Below are 14,692 nucleotides of genomic sequence, written 5' to 3' on the forward strand. Positions count from 1 at the left end.
AATTATTATTATCATAACGAAAAAAATGAAGCTCCGCAAAGCGTTTAGCCGAGTGAAGTGCTAATGGACAAAACGAAAGCGCAGGCCCGGCCGTGCGCCTGCTACTCGTAGGATTTCTTTTCAGCCCCGGCGCTTTCGCAAAGCTGTTGAAGAAGTTCCTTCGGAGAGGAGGAAACGATAACTTTATCGCGGTGGTCAGCAGGGAGGAACTGCTCTTGTTCCATATGATTGAAAAACTGAAGCAGATGATCGTAATAATGGTGAATATTTAAAAGGGCGCACGGTTTATGATGCAAACCTATTTGGGCCCATGTAAACATTTCAAAAAACTCTTCGAGAGTACCGGGGCCGCCTGGAAGTGCAATGAAACCATCGGCGAGCTCTGCCATCCTGGCTTTTCGCTCATGCATCGTAGATACCGTATAAAGTTTGCTTAAAGACGTATGGGCAATTTCGCGCTCGATAAGTTTATCGGGTATGACTCCAATAACTTCACCGCCTGCTTCAAGGGCGGCATCCGCCAACCGGCCCATGGTTCCGGCATCGGAGCCGCCGTAGACCAGTACACAGCCGGAGGAGGCTATCTCCCGGCCAAGAGCTTCTGCCGAGTCTTTATACACAGGGTCGCGTCCGAGGCGGGAGCCGCAAAATACAGCAATGCTTTTCATCGGGCATTTCTCCTTTTATATCTCAATCACTGAATAGTATAGCACGAGTAAAAAAAGAGAAAGAACAGGCAAATTTTCATGTTAAGATAAAAAGGTAGATGAAAAGGGGGCGTAAATAACATGACTTCCCAACAGGATCAGCCTATTGTACGCATGGTACAGCAGCATATTAAGGGCCAACCGGCGTCCTTTCATGTACCGGGGCATAAAAACGGCGCTGTTTTCCCAGTATCATTGCGGGAATGGGAAAGAATACTTCCTTACGACCTTACAGAAATCACCGGACTCGATGATCTGCACGAGCCTGAAGAGGGGATTGCAGAAGCCCAGCACCTGGCGGCGGAAGTGTTCGGAGCCGAAAAAACCTGGTTTTTAATTAACGGGTCTACAACGGGAAACCTTGCGATGGTGCTGGCCGCTTTTTCCCCGGGAGAGCAGGTGCTCGTGCAGCGTGACGCGCATAAGTCAGTAATGAACGCATTAAAGCTTGCCGGCGTGCAAGCAGTATTTGCGCGCCCGGAAATAGACGAACGCACCCAGATGCCCATCGGTATTTCCCGGGAAATATTAGTGGAGGCATGGGCTCGTTACCCGGAGCTAAAAGGGCTGATTATCACCTCCCCCTCGTATGAGGGATGGAGCAGTGATATTGCCTCCCTTGCAGAGTTTGTGCACCAGAAGGAGGGGGTGCTGCTGGTGGACGAAGCCCACGGAGCCCACTTTGCAGCAAGTCCGCTGTTCCCAAAGGGAGCTCTTGCCCAGGGGGCAGATGTGGTCGTCCAGTCCGCGCATAAAATGCTTCCGGCTCTTACCATGAGCGCGTATCTGCATGTCTCCGGCGCCCGGGTCTCCCGCGAACGTTTATCGCATTATTTGCGAGTACTGCAATCGAGCAGCCCCTCTTACCTGCTGCTTGCTTCCCTCGACGCTGCCCGTCATTACGTACATACGATACAGCATCAGGGCTGGAACGCTGAACAGCTTTCGTTTCAAAAGCAGCAGCTCGAAGCAGCCATTGGCCGCAGACTGATACAGCCGCCGGATGCTGTAGCCGCTGACCCACTAAAATGGGTGATACCAGTGCCTCCAGGATACACGGGATGGGAAGTGCAGCAGGCTCTCGAGCAAGAGCATATCTATTCCGAGCTGGCCGGAAGCAGTTATGTGCTCTGGACACTCCCTTTAACCAACGCTGACATTAATTTCCCCTGGCAGGCTGTTAAAAGGGTGTGGGAAGGACTTGAACGCCGGCCGGAACATCGGAACCAGGCTTCTTCTATGCTTGCATTATTTCCGCGGTTTTCCGAAGGAGTACGGGAAGAAAAGCGAGGTGAAGAAGAGTGGGTGAGGCTTGAAAACGCAGAGGGAAGAATCGCCGCAGCGCCGCTGATCCCCTATCCTCCGGGCATTCCTCTTTGGCTTGAGGGTGAAAGCTTGAAGGCGGAGAGAATCCGATATGTCCGTAATCGTTTGGAGGGCGGAGGACGCCTGCAGGGTGGCAGGAAAGAAGAAAATCGTTTTTTTGTAAAAGTGAAAAAGACGAAGAAAGGATAGAGTTATATGCAGGATACCAGCAAAGGAAACTTTATTACATTAGAAGGGGGGGAAGGCTCCGGAAAAACGACGGTTATTACAGCTCTTGAAAAATGGCTTCAGGAAAACGGGTTCAAAGTGGTAAAAACAAGAGAGCCCGGGGGCATTCCGATTGCTGAAAAAATTCGGAGCCTGGTGCTTGAGCCGGAATATTCAGAAATGGATGCACGTACTGAAGCACTTTTATACGCTGCTGCAAGACGCCAGCACCTGGTGGAACGGGTTTTTCCGGCTCTTGCCGAAGGTGCTGTAGTACTCTGTGACCGTTTCGTCGATAGCAGCCTCGCCTACCAGGGGGCCGCAAGAGGCCTCGGCATGGATGCAGTGGCAGCTGTCAATGATTTTGCTATTGAAGGATGCATGCCGGATCTCACGCTGATGCTGGACGTGGACCCTGAGGAAGGGATAGCAAGAATCCAGCGGGCTGAAGAAAGGGAATGGAATCGCCTGGACAATGAAGCCGCCCGGTTTCACTCAAAAGTACATGAAGCGTATATGACGCTCGCAGAAAAATATCCGTCACGCATTAAAAGAATTGACGCCGAGCAACCGTTGGAAAAAGTGTTTCAGGACTGCCGGGAAAAAGTCCAGAATTACTTAAATGCAAAAAATTAAGGACGAATATAAATTCAGTACATACTATAAAATAAAAACGGGAAAAGGTATTTAGGAAAATATCGCAAGAAAGGAGCCGGACAGATGATTGCTATTTTATATGTAAGTATCGCTATTATTGTTTTGGCACTTGTCTGGTTAGTTATCGGTGTAGTGCAGGCTGTTAAAGCAGCATCTTCCCAGATGAAAACCATCAATGAAACAATGGAGCGCATTCAAAAGAAAACAGATGGTTTAATTAATGAGTCAGAGACACTGACCCAGCGCCTGGAGGTTATTAATGATTCCGTCAATCGGGATATGGAGACGATCCAGGAATTTACAAATACGCTGAAGGAGTCCAAAGAAGCTGTAGGTAAATATCATATAGCGACGCGTGCAGTAGCTACAGAAACACTTCACGAAAATCAAAAGCGTACGAAAGAAAATGAACAGGTGGCCCAAATACGCGATATTGGCGACACGGTGGTCGACCTGTATGCGAAATGGAAAAACCGTAAGCAGGCATAGATAAAAGCAGCCGGAGATATTTCTCCTGGCTGCTTTTTTACTGGGAGGAAGCTTTATATTCACGGATATTCAGACGATACGACTGGATTAACCCGAATAGAAATAAGATGCCGGTGCAGATTAAAAGCGGCACTATCAGCCCTGAACAGACAGCAGCAAGCCACGGGTAAGAGGCTTCCCCAATACGGCAGAAGACCCACACTCCCAGGACAGCTACGGTGCTTGCCGCCCCGACTAGAAGCGGGCGGTATTTTTTATGCGCAGCAATAATGAACCAGCTGCCAAACAGGGTATAGAAAAAACCAATCACATATACATTAACGGCTTTCTGGGCTGCCCCAAGCCCTGCTGCAAGAAGCGAATCACCGGCTTGATTCATATTGACGGGCACCACTTCATCAGCCCCGGTTTCGCTATTTACGATACGCAGTTCAAACTCCGCCGGTTCCTCCGGCCAGTTTTTCTGGTGCATGTAGGCAATATCCTTCGAGTGATGAAAGAAAGAGGGAGATTCAATGTTACTTTCATGATTGGTCAATCGTTTAGCCTGCATCTCTTCAAGATCATACAAAAATAAATCGTACTGGTAGCTTGGCTCCTGACTCGAAGCGACATTGGTTGTGTAGGCATAGAGGCTTTCTGACGGCGAAGCTGTCGGGTTGTACAGTCCTCCGGGGAGGTTATTCGCAAATTCAATATGTTCTTCGTATACTTTGTTATTCAGGGTTTTCATCCCTACGTGTATTTCATCTTCAGGGCCTTCGGTGTATGTGTATAAAAGCATGTTTCCCGTAGCGTCAGGAGAAATATTCCCCATCAAATACTTGCTTTCACTGGTAATTTTTTTATAAGCTCCCCCGTCCGCGGGCATGGAGTAAATATTAAATCCTTCCTCCGTGTTTCGGCCTGCCGATTTCCATGCCTCCGCTGGCATGCCTAAGAAGTAAATGAGCGTGCCATCCGGGGAATAGGCAGCATCACGCACATGAAGTTCACTGCCGGTTAATCGTTCAACCTGGCTGCTTGGTGTCTCTGCTGTATAAAGAGAGCGAACCGAGTTTTTCTGTTCGGATAAGAACAGAATATCGTCCGGTGAATGCGGATGAAAAGAGGGCGAAAACTGCGGCTGATCAAGGTCAGTAACCGGTTCGGGTTTTTTACCGCCAGTGGTGGAAGTGTAAATTTTTTCCTGTCCGTCCTTAATGTAAGTAAAAGCTAATTTATCATCAGAAGGAGCAACAGAGACACTGCTTCCCATTCCATTAAAGGACCGGTAAGGGTCTTCGGCCTTGGAATAACCGATAGCTGTTGAACCTATTAATAAGACGGCAGTAATAAGGACGGCCCGGATCAGCCAGCGGGGAAAGCGCATGAGTCTAACTTCCTTTCTTCGTTAATCTAATAGATCAGCAATGTCATAAGTAGGAAACTGTTACTTGAAGTATTCCATATTTTATATCTGGCTTCAATTCTGGTGTATTTGTTCCTGTATATTGATAAAAAAGTCGTAGGCTTAAGGGATCGATCCCGTGTGTAAAAAAACTGCTGTTTTGCTGGCATGCTTCACTTTTTCCTGTATATACAGTAAAATAAAAGTAATAAATATTGTGGAATTGGACGAAATAGGAGGTACGGAGCATGAAGCTGTTAGTAGCTGTGGTGCAGGATAAAGATAGTAACCGGTTGTCTAATGCGCTCGTAGAAGCAAATTTCCAGGCAACCAAGCTCGCGAGTACTGGTGGTTTTTTGAAAGCCGGGAGCACTACGTTTTTAATCGGCGTGGAAGATGAGCAGGTGGATGAAGTAAAAAAAGTCATCCAGGAAAACTGCAAAACCCGGGAACAGCTCGTCGCTCCTGTTTCACCTATGGGCGGAAATGCAGATTCCTATGTACCGTATCCTGTCGAAGTGCAGGTTGGCGGAGCGACTGTGTTTCAATTAAACGTAGAAGAGTTTGAAAAATATTAAAGACGGAGAGATCAATATGAGTTGGGAAGCCATGCAGGAAGAACAGCCTACAGTAATGTCGCTGTTGGAAAGAAGCATGAACAAAGACCGCGTGGCCCATGCTTATATATTTGAAGGAAAAGCGGGTGCCGGCAAGCGCGAAACAGCGCTTTTAATGGCACAGCGCTTTTTTTGCGTGGGAAAAGACGTCCCTGCGCCGTGCGGAGAATGCCGGGAATGCCGCAGGATCACGCACGGGAATCATTCGGAAGTAATGTTTTTACAGCCGGAAGGTGCTTCGATTAAAAAAGCACAAGTGGAGATGCTTCAAAAAGAATTCACTTACAAAGGAATGGAAGCCCGGTTAAAAATTTATATTATCGAAGACGCGGACCGGATGACGGCAAGTGCGGCCAACAGCCTGCTGAAGTTTCTCGAAGAACCGGAAAGCCCGACACTGGCAATTTTATTAACAGAGAATGCGCATTTCCTTTTGGACACTATCCAGTCCCGTGCCCAAAAGATTTCGTTCTCTCCCCCATCCATTGAACGGCGGCGCCGTCTGTTTCAGGAAAGGGAGGGCACAGGGGAAATTTCAGCCGGCCTGCTTGCAAAGCTTCCTCATGTGCCAGAGCGTGAAAACGAGGCGGCACAGGCTGAGTGGATTGTACAGGGCCGAAATCTAGTGATACAATTAACGGAAGAGGTGCATCAGCGCCTTCACAGTGCATTATTGACACTACAGGATAAATGGCTTGGACATTTTTCAGATAGAGAAGAACTGGACATCGGCTTAGATATGCTGCTTTTTTGGTATCGCGACCTCCTGTCGATCACATACGGTTCGGATGACATCACATACTTCGATCAAAAAGCGACGTTGGAACGAGTAGCCCTTCGTTTTTCAGAAATGGAGGTCGTTGCCCGACTGCAGGCAATTTTAGAAGCAAAGCGCCGGCTCCGGGCCAATGCGAATGCGCAGCTTCTAATGGAACATCTGCTGATCCAGTTACAGGAGGGATCATGACATTGCATGATGTAGTAGGCGTTCGGTTTAAAAAGGCGGGAAAGATTTATTACTTTTCCCCAAATGGTCATGACGCACAGGTAGAAAGCTGGGTCATAGTAGAAACGGCGAGAGGAATTGAGTACGGAAAAGTAGTGCTTGAAAATAAACAGGTCAGCGGCGACGACGTCGTGCTGCCGTTAAAAAAAGTCATGAGGCTTGCCAACGAAGATGATCATGCTGCTGTTAAAGAAAATAAACAGTTGGAGCAGGAAGCATATGATCTTGGCTGCGATAAAATTGCCACACACCAGCTGGATATGAATCTGGTAAACGTGGAGTATACTTTTGACCGAAATAAAATTTTGTTTTACTTCACGGCTGAAGGGCGGGTGGATTTCCGCCAGCTGGTGAAGGATTTAGCTTCTCAGTTTCGTACAAGAATTGAACTCCGGCAGATCGGTGTTCGGGATGAGGCCAAAATGCTCGGTGGCATAGGCCCCTGCGGAAGAATGCTGTGCTGTTCGACGTTCCTTGGAGATTTTGAACCGGTTTCCATTAAGATGGCAAAAGATCAGAATCTTTCCTTAAATCCGGCAAAGATTTCCGGTCTGTGCGGAAGGCTTATGTGCTGTTTGAAATATGAAAATGATCATTATGAAACAGCTAAGCGTGAAATGCCCGACGTAGGAGAACATATCAACACTCCGGAAGGCAAAGGAAAAGTAGCCGGCATCAATATTTTAGAACGCCTCGTCCAGGTAAATTATGCAGAAGAAGAGAGAGTGTTGGAATTTTCGCTGGACGAACTGCTGGATGAAGGCTTCATCGCAGGATAACAGCCATACGGACGGAAAAGGGGGGGTGCGAGTGGATAAAAAAGAAATCTTTTCCCAGGTGATTCATATGGAAGAGCGGATCGGAAGACTCCATGATGAATTGGGGGAGCTCAAAGAACAGCTGGCGATGCTGATTGAAGAAAATCAGGCACTCGTACTCGAAAATCAGCATCTGCGCCAGCGCGTGGAGGACAGCGGCGAAGAGGTGCAGGAAAAGGAATTAGCCGGGGGTACCTCTCAGCCAGGCCCGAGCCGCATTCAGGCAAGCAGTATGGGAGAAGGGTATGACAACCTTGCCCGCCTGTACCATGAAGGCTTCCACATTTGTAATATGCATTATGGGAGTCTGCGTACGGATGGAGACTGTTTATTCTGTCTTTCCTTTTTGAACCAAAAATAAAGCATAAGCTATCTGAAACCGCCTGTCTGTAAAGACAAGCGGTTTCGTTTATATCTTCAGGACGTTCAGGAAGACGTTTCTTAAATAGGAGGACATAAAGTGATCAGGCTAGTAGAAGATGAAGATTATGAAGCGGTGCGCCGGGTAGCTGAAATAACGTGGGAGCACACATATGAAAATTTAATCCCGGCCTCGACAAGGCAGGCGTTTATGGAAACTGCATATTCTAAAAAAATGTTCGACGTTAAACGCAGGGAATCCATTTTTTTAGCGGCTGTTACCGGGAGCAGGCTGATTGGCTATATCAATGTGGTGCAGCAGGAGGAGGCAGAGCTTGCAGCTCTTTACGTGCTGCCGGAGCATCAACGGGCTGGGTGGGGCCAGAAGCTGTTCGATGTTGGGATGGAATATGTTTCTGTCGAAAAAAAGTTAATGACGGTTTATGTGGAGGAGGGCAATGCCGGCGCCGAAGCTTTTTACCAGAAGCAGGGCTTTCTGGAAACGGAACGCTTCACAGAATTGTTTATGGAAACGCCGTTAAAAACGATAATAATGAAAAAACAGCTGCACAGGTAAAAAGTTTGACTTGCTTTTAAAGAAGCTCCCGGTGGTACAAAAAACAGAGTGAAAGGATGGATGACCCATGAGCAGCACCTCGAATACTATTAAAGAATATGTACAGGCGTGTACGGTAACTCTCCGGGATGGCACTATACTGCCATCACTTGGCCAGGGCACTTGGCATATGGGTGATGATTCCGGTTTAAGGCATCAGGAAATAGAAGCTCTTCGTACAGGTCTTGATTGCGGAATGACGGTCATCGATACAGCGGAAATGTATGGCGGCGGTAAAGCAGAAGAGCTTGTCGGAGAGGCGGTGAAAGGCAGGAGGGAGGAAGCTTTCCTCGTTTCTAAAGTTCTCCCGAATAATGCCGGCGGCAAAAAACTTGAAGAAGCCTGTGAAGGATCTCTCAGTCGTCTCGGTGTAGATCAGCTGGACTTGTATTTACTTCACTGGCGCGGGAGTATCCCTCTCAAAGAGACCGTAAGGGGTATGGAAAAATTAAAGGCAGACGGAAAAATTAAGCGTTGGGGTGTTTCTAACCTGGACATAAGGGATATGAAAGAACTGCTATCGCTCGAGCACGGAAACAACGCCGTCTGCGATCAGGTACTGTACCATCTGGCTTCAAGGGGCATTGAGTTTGATCTGATGCCGTGGATGAAGGAGCAGCAGATGCCGGTAATTGCCTATTGCCCGCTCGATCAGGGAGGAGGGCGAACGCTTGGGGAAAGCCGTACCTTACAAGAAATCGCTGAACGCCGGAGTATGACGCCGCTTCAGATTGCCCTCGCCTGGACCATTCAATCCGGTATGGTGTTAAGCATTCCGAAGACGTCCAATCCGGCACATGTGCGGGAGAATGCCGGGGCGGCAAGTGTGACGCTGGCAAATGAAGAACTGGAAATGCTGGACCGCGCTTTTCCAAAGCCGCAGACAAAACAACCACTCGACATCGTGTAGCTGCCAGCCGGCCTTTTCTTAGGAGAAGGCCGGTTTTTGTGCCGGACAGAGAAGAAATTAATCATAGGCATGTGCTAAAATATAAATAATTCATTACGCGGGCAGAAATGTGCAAGGAGTCTTTTGATGAAAACTATTTTACGTTACGTTCGTCCTTATAAAGCAGCAGCGGTGTTGTCTTTTTTTCTGCTTTTGATTGAATTGTCGGTTGAATTGTTTCAGCCGCTTCTGCTTGCGCGACTGATCGATGAAGGTCTCGCAAACAATGACCTTGGCCTGGTTGTGAGCCTTGGACTTTCGATGGCAGGCCTAGCCCTGCTCAGCTTTGGTGTTGGGGTACTGAACTGTTTTTTCGCTGACCATGTCGGGCACAGTACCGGCTTTGATCTGCGCAATGAAATGTATAAACGTCTCCAGGAGTCAAGTCTGGAAAAGCTGCAGGGCTTCCCGCAGTCCTCTTTACTTACCAGGCTGACCAACGATATTACCCAGGTCCAAAACATGATTGTAATGCTGTTGCGGTTTATGCTTCGTTCACCGCTTCTGTTGGTTGGCGCGACTATCATGGCTTTTGTGGTAAACGCCCGTATGGCTCTCATTCTGGTGGTTTTTATTCCTTTTTTATTGCTCATACTCGCATGGCTGATGAGAAAAGGAATGACTTATTTCGGCAGTTTGCAGCAGCGTATTGATGCAGTAAACAGAGTAATGAAAGAAAACCTTGGTGGTTTGAGGCTCGTTCGGGTATTTGGCCGGGAACAGCATGAAATTAAACGCTTTTTTATGGAGAATGAAGCCCTTCAGGCGAGCGCTCTTAAAGCATTTCGCTATACCGCTCTTACCTCGCCAATTCTGTTGTTTTTAATGAATGCTGCAATTGTGCTCATGCTCTGGATTGGAGGAGCTGCTGTGCAAAACAATGAAGCTCAGGTAGGCGAAGTGGTTGCGGTAGTTAATTACGCCACGCGAATGACCGGGGCTCTTGGTGTTGTGGGTATGCTAATCACGTTGCTGGCCCGGGCAAGAACTTCTGCTTCCCGGATTGAAGAAGTACTTGAAGGAACTGAAAAAGAAAATTCGGGGGAGTATAACGTGAAGGATGAAGGAAGCATAGATGTTCAGTTTGAGAATGTAACTTTTGCTTATAATGAGAGCCGGGTTCCGGCTTTAAATAATGTGACGTTTCACGTGAAACGCGGGGAACAAATGGCAGTTCTTGGGGCGACAGGGGCCGGCAAGTCTTCTTTGTTTCAACTGATGCTTCGTTTGTATGAGCCGGCCAGCGGCCAGCTTCTCATCGATGATTCGGATGCCCGGGAGCTTAATATTACTTCTTTAAGAAACCAGATTGGCTATGTGCCCCAGGAGGCAAAATTGTTTTCAGGAACGATCCGGGAGAATATAGAATGGGGACTGGAGGGAGCGGAAACTGAGGAAATAAACAAAGCACTGGAAACGGCCCAGCTCGGGGAAACGGTGCGTGCGCTGCCGGAGCAGGAGGAGACATTGATCGGACAGAACGGGGTGAATCTATCCGGTGGCCAGAAACAGCGGGTGACAATTGCCCGGGCGTTGCTTCGCAACCCTGGCCTCCTGCTTCTGGATGACAGCACGAGTGCGCTGGATGCGGAAACGGAAGCAGAATTTCTGGGCGCGCTTGAAGCGTATTCTTGTACTTCCATTTTAGTGACCCAAAAGCTTTCCACAGCGCTGAAAGCAGATAAAATGCTGCTTCTCGAGCACGGGGAAGTCATTGGTTTTGGCACCCATGAAGAACTATATGGAGAGTCTGCATTCTACAGGCAGCTGTATCAATCACAGTACGGGAAGGAGGCGGCGACATGAAAAAGCACTGGCTCACTTCACCGTTTCGGTATAAACACCCGGACATTGATCCTTCTAAGAAAGACAGCCATCCCGGGACCGACAGGGTACAGAACTGGAAACAGACGACAGCCCGGCTTTGGTCTTATCTGGCCATTCAGAAATGGCGGCTTACCGCTGTTTTTATCTGTGTAATTTTTACTGCTGCCTTTATGCTTTCCGGCCCGCTGCTCCTTGGCCACATTGTTGATCATTATTTAGTCCCGCAGCAGCTCGACGGATTTGGAACGGTTTTATTACTATTATTTGCCGTGTATATTGGCTGGGGAGTCATGAGCACCGTCCAGACCTATGTGATGATCTCTCTCGCCCAACAGGCAGTTTTTAAGCTGCGTTACCACCTGTTTTCCCACTTGCAGACACTTCCGATTTCGTTTTTTGATAAACGAAAGCACGGAAATATCATGAGCAGAATGACCAATGATATGGATAATATATCGACAACGTTAAACACTTCAGTAGTACAGATCATGACCAGCCTGCTGACGTTTACAGGGATTCTCATTATTATGCTGGTGATCAGTCCTTTACTTACCTTTTTTACGCTCCTGTTTTTACCGATCATGTTTGTTGGCCTTCGCTGGATTACGAAACGGACCAGGCTGTTGTTTCAGAAACAGCAACAGGCAGTGGGAGCAGTAAACGGATATGCTGAAGAAACCATTTCCGGCCAGTCGATCGTAAAGGTGTTTTCTAAAGAACCGCGCGTGATGCAGGAGTTTGAGCAGGAAAGTGAAAGCCTTCGCCATGCAGGTTTCTGGGCTCAGACATATTCCGGGTTTATTCCGAAGTGGATGAACTTTTTAAACAATATCAACTTTGCGGTCACCGCAGGCGCAGGAGGCATTTTGGCGTATTACGGTATCGGGACAGTTACTATCGGTACAATCGTTATTTTTGTGGAGTATTCCCGTCAGTTCACCCGTCCGCTGAACGATTTAGCCAACCAATTTAATGCCCTTTTTGCAGCGCTTGCCGGAGCCGAGAGGATTTTTTCGTTTTTGGACGAAAAAGGGGAGGATCACCGGATAAAAGAAGGAACAGCAAAAACTGTTTCTGGAGAAGTGAAGTTTCAGGACGTTTCATTTGGCTATGAAAATGAACAAGTGCTTCATGGCGTTGATTTTCACGTAAATGCCGGAGAAACGGCTGCGTTTATAGGTCCTACCGGTTCGGGGAAAACGACCGTCATGAATTTAATTATTGGTTTTTATACGGCAGAAGCCGGCGAGGTCTACGTGGATGGGACTCCTCTTTCCGAGTGGAATATCAAACGCCTGCGGGAGCAGATGAGCGTGGTGCTGCAGGATGATTTTCTGTTTGAAAAAACTGTAATGGAGAATATACGCTACGGTAATTTGGAGGCTTCAGATGAACAAGTCATAGAAGCGTCGAAAGCTGCCAACGCCCATGCGTTTATTGAGCGGCTTCCGGAAGGCTACCAGACGATGCTTGGAAAAGAAGGCAGCGGGTTCAGTCATGGCCAGCGGCAGCTGCTTTCCATTGCCAAGGCAGTGCTGTCCGATCCGAAAATTTTAATTCTCGATGAAGCAACGTCAAGTGTGGACACAGTAACAGAAATGAGAATACAAGAAGCGCTGGGACGCTTAATGGAGGGGCGTACATCCTTCGTAGTGGCCCACCGCTTAAACACTATCGAAAAAGCAGACACTATTTATGTAATGGATAATGGAGAAATTGCAGAACAGGGCACACACAGTGAACTTCTTCAAAAACAGGGGCGCTATGCGGCGTTTCAGCAAGCAAATCAGCAGAAGGTAGACATATGAGGTGGGTCCTGGGAATAAGTATAAAATCAGGGGGCGGAGGCAGTGAAAGAAACATTACAAAAGGGAGAAAGAATCGATCACACTCCCTCCAAAAAGCCTATTATCCAGCAGGACAATGCTTTTGCGTTCTCCATTGATTCGGTGCTGCTAGCGTATTTTTGCTCTGCACCGAAAACTGTTGGAAAGATTATCGATCTTGGCACTGGAAATGGGATTATTCCTCTTTTATTGACAGAGCGCAGCCGTGTCCCTATTACAGGGGTAGAGAGGCAGTCCGTACTTTGTGATATGGCGAGACGAACGATGGCCATGAACGGGGCAGGCGGGCAGGTTACTGTCGAGCAGGCGGACGTGCGGGAAGCCCGTGCCAATTATCATGGAGATCAGTGGTCACTGGTAACATGTAATCCTCCTTATTTCGATACTCGTCAGGAAGCGCTGAAAAATAAACAGGCAAAAATGGCTAATGCCCGCCATGAAGAGCATGGAAGTCTGGAAGAATTCGTTCAGGCGGCTGCTTTTTTAGCCAAGCAAAAAGGCAAGGTGGCTATGGTTCTCCGTCCGGAGAGGATTGCGGAACTGTTTGATTATTACCGGAAATATCGTCTCGAGCCGAAGCGGATGCAGCTTATTCATCCAAAGGCAGAGCGAGCGGCAAACATTGCGCTGGTCGAAGGAATAAAAGCAGGGAAGCCTGGTTTGGAATGCCTGCCGCCGATTATTGTGTATAATACTTCCGGCGAATATACAGAGGAGTTTCAATCGTACTATGGAACAAAATAAGCACGTTGTCTATATGCTTCAATGTCGGGATGGGAGTCTGTATACAGGCTATACGAACAATTTGCGAAAACGTCTGGAGGCGCACAATGCAGGCCGGGGGGCAAAGTATACAAAGGGCAGGGGGCCGGTGCAGCTCGTTTACCTTCGGCGGTTTACGACAAAAACAGAAGCGATGCAGGAAGAGTACCGCCTTAAGAAGCTTCCGCGAAGTCAAAAACAACGATTAATAAAGGAGGCGCACGATGACCCAGCAGTTCAGCTTTCAAGCTTCTGAGAGAACGGGCATGCTCTATTTAGTGCCAACGCCAATTGGGAACCTGGAGGATATTACTTTTCGTGCTGTCCGTATACTTCAGGAAGCGGACTATATTCTGGCTGAAGATACCAGGCAAACGAAAAAGCTTACCCAGCACTATCAGATAGAAACCTATTTAGAAAGCTACCATGAACATAACAAACGCCAGAAGCAGGAAAAAATTCTGCAATGGCTCAAGGAAGGAAAACAGGTAGCGATGGTAAGTGATGCGGGCACTCCGCTTGTGTCCGATCCCGGGAATGAGCTTGTGCAGGAATGTATAAAAAAAGAGCTGCCGGTGGTGCCTCTTCCTGGCGCAAATGCTCTTCTGCCAGCTTTAACCGCTTCCGGACTTGGAGGAGGAGGCTTTTATTTTCATGGCTTCCTGCCGCGAAAGAAAAAGGATATACGTTCAGTTCTGCACCGTCTCCCATCCGGTGTGCCGGTTATTTTGTATGAATCGCCGTACCGCCTGCTCGGTACAATTCGTTTTCTCCATGAAGAATGGGGAGATGGGCCCGCTGTCGTGGCAAGGGAATTAACGAAGAAACACGAAGAGTTTGTCCGTGGAAGCCTGCTTGAAGCGGCGGCCGCATTTGAAAACAGAGAGGTCAAAGGGGAATGTGTATTAATTGTAGAAAAGCCTGATTTGCATGAACCTGAAGAAGACGTGCCGATGGAGGAGGAAGTCCGGAAGTATGTGGAAGAGGGGGCTTCAAGCAAAGAAGCTATTAAAAAAACAGCCCAGCGCCGAAATGTTAAAAAGCAGGAAGTATATGCGGCATACCATGGGTTAAATAAATCCTAAAAAAAATCTTTCCCCGAAAGGAAAGAATT

At 47.9% G+C, this 14,692-nt stretch carries 16 protein-coding genes; 14 read left to right on the forward strand and 2 right to left on the reverse strand.

What is annotated here, in order from left to right; translation table 11 throughout:
- Positions 1-101: 101 nt before the first annotated feature.
- A complete protein-coding gene (locus ACTTK6_RS09180) occupies positions 102-668 on the reverse strand; it encodes an LOG family protein (protein WP_079474421.1) in 567 nt (188 codons plus the stop codon).
- A gap of 120 nt (positions 669-788) precedes the next feature.
- Here ACTTK6_RS09180 and ACTTK6_RS09185 point away from each other — a divergent pair, with 120 nt between their 5' ends.
- The 3 genes from ACTTK6_RS09185 to ACTTK6_RS09195 all read left to right on the forward strand — a co-directional run bounded on the left by ACTTK6_RS09185 (position 789) and on the right by ACTTK6_RS09195 (position 3,386).
- Positions 789-2,222 (forward strand): aminotransferase class I/II-fold pyridoxal phosphate-dependent enzyme, encoded by a 1,434-nt coding sequence (locus ACTTK6_RS09185; protein ID WP_462833248.1) that lies wholly within the window; start codon positions 789-791, stop codon positions 2,220-2,222.
- A gap of 6 nt (positions 2,223-2,228) precedes the next feature.
- Positions 2,229-2,876: a dTMP kinase gene (gene tmk, locus ACTTK6_RS09190; protein WP_079474419.1), complete on the forward strand. Its 648-nt coding sequence runs from the start codon at positions 2,229-2,231 to the stop codon at positions 2,874-2,876.
- 84 nt (positions 2,877-2,960) lie between these two features.
- Entirely contained in the window at positions 2,961-3,386 is a 426-nt protein-coding gene (locus ACTTK6_RS09195; RefSeq protein ID WP_079474418.1) for a DUF948 domain-containing protein, read from the forward strand.
- A 37-nt stretch (positions 3,387-3,423) separates the two neighbouring features.
- Here the strand turns inward: ACTTK6_RS09195 and ACTTK6_RS09200 are convergent, their stop codons facing one another.
- Positions 3,424-4,758, reverse strand: a complete 1,335-nt coding sequence (locus tag ACTTK6_RS09200) for a TolB family protein (RefSeq protein ID WP_462833249.1) — start codon at positions 4,756-4,758, stop codon at positions 3,424-3,426.
- Between the two features lie 266 nt (positions 4,759-5,024).
- Between ACTTK6_RS09200 and ACTTK6_RS09205 the strand changes: the two genes are divergently transcribed.
- From ACTTK6_RS09205 to rsmI, 11 genes are all read left to right on the forward strand, one after another.
- Entirely contained in the window at positions 5,025-5,354 is a 330-nt protein-coding gene (locus ACTTK6_RS09205) for a cyclic-di-AMP receptor (protein ID WP_079474416.1), read from the forward strand.
- 16 nt (positions 5,355-5,370) lie between these two features.
- Positions 5,371-6,360: a DNA polymerase III subunit delta' gene (gene holB, locus ACTTK6_RS09210; protein ID WP_462833250.1), complete on the forward strand. Its 990-nt coding sequence runs from the start codon at positions 5,371-5,373 to the stop codon at positions 6,358-6,360.
- Positions 6,361-6,362: 2 nt separating this feature from the next.
- Positions 6,363-7,178 (forward strand): PSP1 domain-containing protein, encoded by an 816-nt coding sequence (locus ACTTK6_RS09215; RefSeq protein ID WP_079475040.1) that lies wholly within the window; start codon positions 6,363-6,365, stop codon positions 7,176-7,178.
- Positions 7,179-7,209: 31 nt separating this feature from the next.
- Positions 7,210-7,578, forward strand: a complete 369-nt coding sequence (gene yabA / locus ACTTK6_RS09220) for a DNA replication initiation control protein YabA (protein ID WP_079475039.1) — start codon at positions 7,210-7,212, stop codon at positions 7,576-7,578.
- 99 nt (positions 7,579-7,677) lie between these two features.
- The gene (locus ACTTK6_RS09225) at positions 7,678-8,154 is read left to right on the forward strand and encodes a GNAT family N-acetyltransferase (RefSeq protein ID WP_462833251.1); all 477 of its coding nucleotides are present in this window, start codon (positions 7,678-7,680) and stop codon (positions 8,152-8,154) included.
- Between the two features lie 67 nt (positions 8,155-8,221).
- Entirely contained in the window at positions 8,222-9,103 is an 882-nt protein-coding gene (locus ACTTK6_RS09230) for an aldo/keto reductase (RefSeq protein ID WP_462833252.1), read from the forward strand.
- A 126-nt stretch (positions 9,104-9,229) separates the two neighbouring features.
- Positions 9,230-10,948: an ABC transporter ATP-binding protein gene (locus ACTTK6_RS09235; protein ID WP_462833253.1), complete on the forward strand. Its 1,719-nt coding sequence runs from the start codon at positions 9,230-9,232 to the stop codon at positions 10,946-10,948.
- Complete coding sequence (locus ACTTK6_RS09240) at positions 10,945-12,777, forward strand: ABC transporter ATP-binding protein (RefSeq protein WP_094908851.1); 1,833 nt, start codon at positions 10,945-10,947, stop codon at positions 12,775-12,777. Before ACTTK6_RS09235 ends, ACTTK6_RS09240 begins: the two co-directional genes overlap by 4 nt.
- A gap of 42 nt (positions 12,778-12,819) precedes the next feature.
- The gene (locus ACTTK6_RS09245; RefSeq protein ID WP_079474410.1) at positions 12,820-13,560 is read left to right on the forward strand and encodes a tRNA1(Val) (adenine(37)-N6)-methyltransferase; all 741 of its coding nucleotides are present in this window, start codon (positions 12,820-12,822) and stop codon (positions 13,558-13,560) included.
- Positions 13,547-13,834 carry a GIY-YIG nuclease family protein gene (locus tag ACTTK6_RS09250; RefSeq protein WP_094908852.1) on the forward strand — a complete coding sequence of 96 codons (288 nt, stop codon included), beginning with the start codon at positions 13,547-13,549 and terminating at the stop codon, positions 13,832-13,834. The genes ACTTK6_RS09245 and ACTTK6_RS09250 overlap by 14 nt, the downstream gene beginning before the upstream one ends.
- Positions 13,803-14,663 (forward strand): 16S rRNA (cytidine(1402)-2'-O)-methyltransferase, encoded by an 861-nt coding sequence (gene rsmI, locus ACTTK6_RS09255; protein ID WP_462833254.1) that lies wholly within the window; start codon positions 13,803-13,805, stop codon positions 14,661-14,663. The genes ACTTK6_RS09250 and rsmI overlap by 32 nt, the downstream gene beginning before the upstream one ends.
- Positions 14,664-14,692 lie beyond the last annotated feature (29 nt).

This window comes from Marinococcus salis (genome assembly GCF_054971365.1).